Raw genomic sequence first — 1,040 nt, 5'->3', positions numbered from 1 at the left:
ATGCGCCGGGCCTGAGCGTGGTCGACGACTGGCGCGCGAAGCCTCGCAGCGTGACCGTGAACGCCGCCTGCCGTGGGCCGAGCTTGATCGTTATGTGCGTTCCGGCCTGTGGGGCATCTCGGTGCCGAAGGAATATGGCGGCGCCGGTGTTTCCTACGTCACGCTGGCCCAGGTCACCGCCATCATCGCCGAGGCCGACGGCTCGCTGGGCCAGATTCCGCAAAACCATTTCTACGCAGTCGAAATCATCCGCGTCAACGGCAGCGACGCACAAAAGCGCTTCTATTTCGAGCGCGTGCTGCAGGGCGACCGCTTCGGCAACGCGCTGGCGGAGATCGGCACCAGGAATTCCGCCGAGCGCAAAACGCGCCTGAGCAAGGACGGCGCGGACTACCGCATCAACGGCCGCAAGTTCTACGCCACCGGCGCGCTGTACGCCGACTGGGTGCCGACCTCGGCCATCGACGACGACGGCGTGCAGCAACTGGCGCTGGTGCCGCGCAATGCGCAAGGACTGAGCATCGTCGACGACTGGTCCGGCTTCGGCCAGCGCACTACCGGCAGCGGCAGCGCCGTGTTCGAGAACGTGCATGTGCCCGCCGACGCAGTGATCGGGTTTGCCACGGCGTTCTCGCGGCCCACGCAGATCGGACCGATGGCGCAGATCCAGCACGCCGCCATCGACCTCGGTATCGCGCGTGCCGCCTATGCCGACCTGCTGACGTTCGTGCGCACCCGCTCGCGTGCCTGGGTGGACAGCGGCGTGGAGCGCGCCGTCGACGACCCGCTGACGATTCGCGAAGTGGGCGACCTGACCATCCAGCTGCACGCCGCCGAAGCACTGCTGCGCCGGGCGGGCCGCAAGGTCGACGCTGCCGCCGCTGCACCGGACGAAGACAGTGTCGCCGCCGCTTCCATCGCGGTAGCCGAGGCGCGTGTGCTCACGACCGAAGTGTCGTTGGCCGCCGGCAGCAAGCTGTTCGAACTGGCCGGCACGCAATCGACGCTGGCCGAGAACAACCTCGACCGCCACTGGCGCA

At 68.1% G+C, this 1,040-nt stretch carries 1 protein-coding gene; it reads left to right on the top strand.

From position 1 onward, the window contains the following. On the top strand, positions 1 to 1,040 hold a 1,040-nt coding region (locus tag HLUSI_RS30100), incomplete at both ends, for an SfnB family sulfur acquisition oxidoreductase (protein ID WP_016836091.1).

Source organism: Herbaspirillum lusitanum P6-12, from assembly GCF_000256565.1.
Taxonomy (GTDB): Bacteria; Pseudomonadota; Gammaproteobacteria; order Burkholderiales; family Burkholderiaceae_D; genus Herbaspirillum; species Herbaspirillum lusitanum.
This window is presented reverse-complemented; position numbering and strand designations above follow the sequence as displayed.